Consider the following 6,039-nt stretch of genomic DNA (forward strand, 5'->3'; position numbering starts at 1 on the left):
CAACGGCAAACCCGCCAAGGTCGCCCTCGTCGCAACCATGCGAAAACTCATCATCACACTCAATGCCATGCTCAAATCACAGCAAACATACCGGCCGGCATGAACACAGTTGCTCGACACGAACGGGTGAAAGCGCGGCACTCCCGCGCCGCGCTCCGCCGTCGATGCAATCGCTTAGCCCTTCACGAACGCCAGCAGATCGGCGTTGATGACGTCGGCGTGGGTGGTCGGCATGCCGTGGGGATAGCCGGGGTAGGAGATCAGCTTGGCACCCGGCACCAGCGTCGCCGAAACCTTGCCGGTGGTCGGGAACGGCACGACCTGATCGTCCTCGCCGTGGAGGACCAGGGTCGGCACGGTGATCGCCTTCAGGTCGGCGGTGAAGTCGGTTTCGGAGAACGCCTTCACGCCGAGCGTGTGGGCGAGAACGCTGCCCATCATGCCCTGCCGCCACCAATTCTGCCGCACCGCGTCCTTCACCTCGGCGCCGTCGCGGTTGTAGCCGAAGAAGGGCAAAGTGAAGTCGTAGTAGAATTGCGCGCGGTTGGTGGCGGTTTGTTCGCGGACCATGTCGAACACCGACATCGGCACGCCGTCCGGGTTGGTCTCGGTCGCCACCATGATCGGCGCGACCGCGCTGACCAGCACCGCCTTGGCGACGCGGCCCGGCTTGGCCTGTGCGACGTAGCGGGCGACTTCGCCGCCGCCGGTCGAATGGCCGATGTGGATCGCGTCTTTCAGGTCGAGATGATCGGTCAGCGCAACCACGTCGGCGACATAGGTGTCCATGTCATGGCCGCTCGCCGATTGCGACGAGCGGCCATGCCCGCGCCGGTCATGCGCGATCACGCGGTAGCCGGCTTGCAAAAAGAACATCATCTGGGCGTCCCAGTCGTCGCCGCTGAGCGGCCAGCCGTGGTGGAACATGATCGGCTGCGCGTCTTTCGAGCCCCAGTCCTTGTAGAAGATTTCGGTGCCGTCGGCGGTGGTGATGGTGGCCATGATGATGTTCCCTTTTACCAGTGTTTTGGCGATGGTTCAGGCGGCGTCGACGAGGACGATCTCGGCTTCGTCGTTGGCGGTGATGCGAAGCAACGTCTCGCCGGTGATGGCGGCGCCGTCGCGGGCATCGAGCTTGATACCGTTGATCTCGACCGAGCCCTTGGCGAGCACCAGATAGGCGTGGCGGCTAGCGTCGATCGGATATTCAGTGGTCTCACCCGCCTTCAGCGTCGCGCCGGAAATCCGCGCGTCGGTGCGGATCGGCAGCGCATCGGCATCCTCGACGAAGCCGCTGGCGAGCGTGACGAACTGCCCGGAGCGTTCGCCCTTGGGGAAGGGCTTGGCGCCCCATGACGGCGTTTCACCGCGCGTCTTCGGCTCGATCCAGATCTGGAAGATCCGCGTGGTGCCGCTTTCCTTGTTGTATTCGGAGTGGCGCACGCCCGACCCGGCGCTCATCACCTGCACGTCGCCCGCTTCGGTGCGGCCGATGTTGCCGAGGCTGTCCTGATGGGTGATCGCGCCTTCGCGGACATAGGTGATGATCTCCATGTCGGCATGCGGATGCGGCGGGAAGCCGGTGCCCGGTGCGATCGTGTCGTCGTTCCAGACGCGGATGTCGCCCCAGCCCATCTTGGCGGGATCGTAATAGCCGGCGAACGAGAAGTGATGCTTGGCATCGAGCCAGCCGTGGTTGGCGCCGCCGAGTTGATTGAAGGGTCTACGGTCGATCATGGTGCAAACTCCCTGAGGAGCGGCCTTCGCTCCTGACCCGCACAAGATGCGTTCGATCGCGCCTTGACGAAATAGAAACAATCGCATTGTATCATTGCCGAAAATGACACGTAGACTCCCTGATCTCGAAGCCTGGGCGATCTTCGCCAAGGTCGCCGAATGCGGCTCGTTCGCCGGCGCCGCGCAGGCGCTCGGCCTGTCCAACCCGACTGTCTCGAAGGCGATCGCGCGGCTGGAGGCGCGGCTCGGCGTCGCGCTGATCGCGCGCACCTCGCGGCGGCTGTCGCTGACCGAGGGCGGGCGTGCCGCGCTGCCGCGCGCGATGCGGCTGCTCGCCGAGGGAGAAGCGGCGGAGGACGAAGCCGCCGAACAATCCGCGACACCGCGCGGGACCGTGCGGATGAGCGCGCCGCTGTCGTTCGGCATCGGCTATCTCGGCGACGCGCTGCCGCCGTTCCTCGATCGCTATCCCGAGATCACGCTCGATCTCGCGCTCAGCGACCGCCGGGTCGATCTGGTGGCGGACGGGTTCGATCTCGCGCTGCGCATCGCGCGGCTTGAGGATTCCTCGCTGCTCGCACGGCGGCTGTGCGCGGTGCGAATCCTGCTGGTCGCATCACCCGGCTATCTCGACGCGCGCGGCCGCCCGACGCACCCGGCGCAGCTCGCCGGGCATAGCGCGCTCGCCTATACCGGCGGCGGCACGCGCGGCGTGTGGCGTTTCACGCATCCGCAGTTCGGCGAGGAAATCGTCGAGCCGCCGGTGCGGATCTGGACCGACAACGCCGACATGCTCGGCCCCGCGCTGTTGGCCGGGCAGGGGCTGGCGCTCCAACCCGAGTTCCTCGTGTGGCGCGCGGTGCAGGCGGGGAGGCTGGAGGTGGCGATGCCCGAATGGTCGGTGCCGCCGCTCGCGCTGCATCTGCTGATGCCGCCCTCGCCGCTGCGGCCGCTGCGCGTGCAGGCGCTGATCGACTATCTGGCCAAGGCGCTGGCGACGCCGCCTTGGGGCTAACTCTCCCGTTCGTGTCGAGCGAAGTCGAGGGGTACGCCCGGAGCACAGGTGTCTCGACTTCGCTCGACACGAACGGTTTGGTTAGGATGTTCCCCCCTACTGCCGCGCCCGGAACGTCACGCCGATCGTGCGCGGGTCGCTCGGGGTGGCGAGGATCAGGCCGGAATTGCCTGCCTGGATCGTCACGTTCTGGATGTAGTTCGCGTCGAACAGGTTGCGCGCAAACACGGCGATCTCCCAGCCGGCGCTGTTGCGATAGCCGAGGCTGGCGTTGACGAGCGTGTAGCCCTCGATGCGTGTGTAGGCGGAGTCGGTCGGGTCGCCATATTGGCTGGTGCGCGACACCGAATCGGCGTGCAGGATGAAGGCGCCGTGCAGCGCCGGCACCGGCAATGTGTAATCGCCGCCCGCCGAGACGGTCCATTTCGGCAGGCTCGACAGCGGCTTGCCCGACAGGTTGCAGACACTGGTGCCGCTGCCGATCGCCTCGATCGGGCAGGGCGCGTTCGGGTAGGCGGTGTATTCGCCATCGGCATAAGCGACCGATCCGCGTAGCGACAGCGCCGGGATCGGGGTGGCAACCGCGTCGGCTTCGAACCCTTTCACCGTCACCACGGGAATGTTGGCGAGATAGGTGCGCAACGCCGCCGCCGCGCCGGTATCGGTGACGTTCGCCTGGAAATCGGTGACGCGCGTGTAGAAGCCGTCGATATTGAAGATCAGCCGATGGTCGAACAGCCGGGTCTTGAGGCCGATCTCATAGGCGGTGTTGGTTTCGGGGCGTACCACCGCCTTCGACAGCGCCGGCTGGTTGGCGTTGTCGAGCGGGAGGCCCGACATGTTGATCCCGCCCGATTTCGCGCCGCGTGCGAAGCTCGCATAGCCGAGCACGCCCGGCGTAAAGTCATAGGCCACGTTGGCGCGGCCGGTCAGGCTGCCGTCGTCGACCTTGGCGCTATAGACCTGTCCGCGCAGGATCGAGAGTTGGCTGTTGATCTGGCCTTGCGTCAGCCCGCTCGGGCCGCCGAAGGTGAAGGTGGTGTAGCTGCCGGTCTTGGTCTCATAGGTGTAGCGCAAGCCGCCGGTCAGCGTCAGCCCGGCGAGCGGGCGCCAGTTGGCCTCGCCGAACGCGGCATAGCTGTTCGACTGGAAATCGGTGCGCCCGTCCGAGCCATAGCCATCGAGCAGATTGGCGGGCAGCGCGGCGGACGGGCCGCCGAGCAGCCAATAGGTCGCGAGCGGGCCATAGATCGAGATCGGCCGGCCGATCACGCGCTGGCGGAAGACGTATAATCCGCCGACGTAGCTGAGCGCACGATCGCCGTTCGAGGCGAAGCGCAGTTCTTGGCTGTACTGGTCCTGCCGTGACGGGATGTGCTGGCTCGTCTGGATCGGGATGCCGGTATAATCGCGGTCGTTGGCGGCATCCCAGTTCCAGAACCGCCACGCACTGACCGATGTGAGCGTGACCGGCCCGACGTTCCAGTCGGCGATCGCGGAGACGCCGCCCTCGTTGGTGTTGGTGCCGAGCGCGGCGTCGATATCGGTGACGCGGCCGTACGGATTGGTGCTGGCGGGCTGATAGGCACCGCCGGGCAGATTGGCGGCGAGCGCGGCATATTGGCGCGCGGCGGCCTTGAGCGTCGGCGCGACGCGGAGATAGACCTGCGTGCAGCAGTCGCTTTGGAAGTTGCTGAAATCGGCGGTCAGCCGCACTTGCAGCGTGTCGTTCGGCTTGATGAGCACTTGCCCGCGCACCGCCTGATTGCCGATCGTGTTGAGATCGGCGCCGGTGCGCGTGTCGCGGATCACCCCGTCGCGGCGCGTCACCACCGCCGAGATCCGCCCTGCCACGCTATCGCCGATCAGCGCGCCCGAGGCCGCCGCCTTGGCCTGCACGAAATTGCGGCTGCCGATTGAGAGTTCCTCCTCGGCTTCGGGTTCGAACGTTGGCAGGCGGGTGGAGATGCTGATCGCGCCTGCGGTGCTGTTCTTGCCGAACAGCGTGCCCTGCGGCCCGCGCAGCACCTCGATATGGTCGATATCGCTGAAATCGAACGCGGCGGTGGCGGGGCGGGCGTGATAGACCTGATCGACATAATAGCCGACGCCCGGCTCCAGCCCGTCATTGGCCTGGCTGACCGCGACCACGCTCGATCCGAGCCCCCGGATCGTGAAGGCGGTGTTGCGCGGATTGGCCGAACTGTAGTTGAGCGCGGGCACCAGCACCGCCAGCCCCTGCGTGTTGATCGTGTACGAACGGTCGAGCAGCGCACCCGATACCACCGAGAGCGCGCCGGGGATGGTCTGCGGGTCTTCGGCACGGCGACGCGCGGTGACGAGAATGTCGGTGTCGGGCTGGCCGGCGGCTTCGGCGACGGGCGCATCGTCCGGCGCGGCGGCGTGTGCCGCCAGTGGCGCGAACGCGAGGATGGCCGCCGCAGTCGCGGCGAGGGCACGGTTGTTCATGGGACCCCTTTTCTCCGCACGGCGCGCGCCGCGACGCTGCCATGCAGGCTTTCAGGGAGTATTATATATCGTCGAATATAGCGCAAGACCCGCCCGCGCGAGTCGTGGCGGGGCGACTAGCGCGATGCCCCCGTCGCCGCAGCATCGCGCAGCCGGGTCGCGGCCTCGGTCAGCCGCACGGTGTAGGCAGGGATCAGCGTGAGGACGCGGCCGATGTGATCGGCGGTGCCGAAGCGGATCGCGTAGACGCGCCCATCGACGTGCTTGAGGACCAGCATCTGGCCGAGCAGCGTCTTGCGGACATCGGCTTGCTCGATATCGGAGAACGCGAGGTGCTGTCGGCGCAGCACGCGCAGGTTGATCCCGCCCGGGCCGATCGCGAACAAAGGGTTGATGCTGTTGTGCGATCCGCCGACGATCAGGCGGCTTTGCGTGGAGATGCCGCGCACCGGGAAGCTGGTCATCCCGTCGGCACCTGTCGCGGGCGGCACCGCGAGCCGGCGGCGCTGCCCCCGGAAGAACCAGAACAACACCACCGCCGAGAGCAGCACGCCAAACGCGGTGCTCGCGCCGACCATCATCCAAAGCTCTGAATCGTCCATCATGTCCTCCGCGCCGAAGCGTATCGAGGCACAACCATCATGGGGCCGGAAAAGACCCGCCCGGCAAGGCGCCGGGCGGGCAGGCTGGGGTAATACCAAGATTCACTGATCAGAACTCGCGAGCCCAATCACGCAGGCCGATAGACATGATCTTCCAGGGCTGGTCGACCAGCTTGTTCCAGGCGTCGCAGCAATGGTCGACGATGTCGTCATAGG

The 6,039-nt window shown here is 66.5% G+C and carries 5 protein-coding genes; 1 reads left to right on the forward strand and 4 read right to left on the reverse strand.

Annotated features, from left to right (window positions below):
- Window positions 1–174: 174 nt before the first annotated feature.
- Together EWE75_RS23435 and EWE75_RS23440 are read right to left on the reverse strand one after the other, a co-directional pair.
- Entirely contained in the window at window positions 175–1,002 is an 828-nt protein-coding gene (locus EWE75_RS23435) for an alpha/beta fold hydrolase (protein ID WP_130160468.1), read from the reverse strand.
- Between the two features lie 36 nt (window positions 1,003–1,038).
- Window positions 1,039–1,737, reverse strand: a complete 699-nt coding sequence (locus EWE75_RS23440) for a pirin family protein (protein ID WP_130160469.1) — start codon at window positions 1,735–1,737, stop codon at window positions 1,039–1,041.
- Between the two features lie 103 nt (window positions 1,738–1,840).
- On the opposite strand from EWE75_RS23440, the gene EWE75_RS23445 reads away from it, so the two are divergent.
- A complete protein-coding gene (locus EWE75_RS23445; protein ID WP_130160470.1) occupies window positions 1,841–2,752 on the forward strand; it encodes a LysR family transcriptional regulator in 912 nt (303 codons plus the stop codon).
- 96 nt (window positions 2,753–2,848) lie between these two features.
- Here EWE75_RS23445 and EWE75_RS23450 read toward each other — a convergent pair whose 3' ends face one another.
- Both EWE75_RS23450 and EWE75_RS23455 read right to left on the reverse strand, forming a co-directional pair.
- A complete protein-coding gene (locus EWE75_RS23450; RefSeq protein WP_130160471.1) occupies window positions 2,849–5,221 on the reverse strand; it encodes a TonB-dependent receptor in 2,373 nt (790 codons plus the stop codon).
- 116 nt (window positions 5,222–5,337) lie between these two features.
- Window positions 5,338–5,823, reverse strand: a complete 486-nt coding sequence (locus EWE75_RS23455; protein WP_165388513.1) for a hypothetical protein — start codon at window positions 5,821–5,823, stop codon at window positions 5,338–5,340.
- Between the last annotated feature and the right edge of the window lie 216 nt (window positions 5,824–6,039).

This window comes from Sphingomonas populi (assembly GCF_004208535.1).
GTDB classification, from domain to species: domain Bacteria; phylum Pseudomonadota; class Alphaproteobacteria; order Sphingomonadales; family Sphingomonadaceae; genus Sphingomonas; species Sphingomonas populi.

Bases quoted from the DNA above. Each gene is read 5' to 3' on its own strand.
- EWE75_RS23435 (WP_130160468.1), bottom strand. From the start codon at position 1,002: ATGGCCACCATCACCACCGCCGACGGCACCGAAATCTTCTACAAGGAC.
- EWE75_RS23440 (WP_130160469.1), bottom strand. From the start codon at position 1,737: ATGATCGACCGTAGACCCTTCAATCAACTCGGCGGCGCCAACCACGGC.
- EWE75_RS23445 (WP_130160470.1), top strand. From the start codon at position 1,841: ATGACACGTAGACTCCCTGATCTCGAAGCCTGGGCGATCTTCGCCAAG.
- EWE75_RS23450 (WP_130160471.1), bottom strand. From the start codon at position 5,221: ATGAACAACCGTGCCCTCGCCGCGACTGCGGCGGCCATCCTCGCGTTC.
- EWE75_RS23455 (WP_165388513.1), bottom strand. From the start codon at position 5,823: ATGGACGATTCAGAGCTTTGGATGATGGTCGGCGCGAGCACCGCGTTT.